The organism is Frigoribacterium sp. AC759, assembly GCF_979256015.1.
Window position 1 is genome coordinate 1 of the sequence record NZ_CEEDMT010000070.1, and the last position, 321, is coordinate 321.

Here is a 321-nt window from a genome sequence, read left to right on the forward strand (position 1 = left end):
TTCGGCGGCGGTGGCGGCGGTGGCGGCAGGCGCTCCGGCGGCGGCCGGTTCTGACCCGGACTCTTCGAACCAGACACGACTCACGACCCACGACCACCCACTCGAAAGGACCACCCCATGTCGAAGCAGTCAATCTTCGGTCGCATCGCCCAGCTGACGAGGGCGAACATCAACAGCCTCCTCGACCAGGCGGAGGACCCGGGCCTCATGCTCGATCAGCTGGTCCGCGACTACACGAGCAGCATCTCGGAGGCCGAGAGCGCCGTCGCTCAGACCATCGGCAACCTGCGTCTCATCGAGCAGGACCATGCCGAGGACGTC

1 protein-coding gene is annotated in these 321 nt (G+C 66.7%); it reads left to right on the top strand.

Annotated elements, in window-relative coordinates:
- Positions 1-117 precede the first annotated feature (117 nt).
- The coding region (locus tag ACZ6JE_RS15135; RefSeq protein ID WP_464319469.1) for a PspA/IM30 family protein at positions 118-321 on the top strand (204 nt) is incomplete at its 3' end.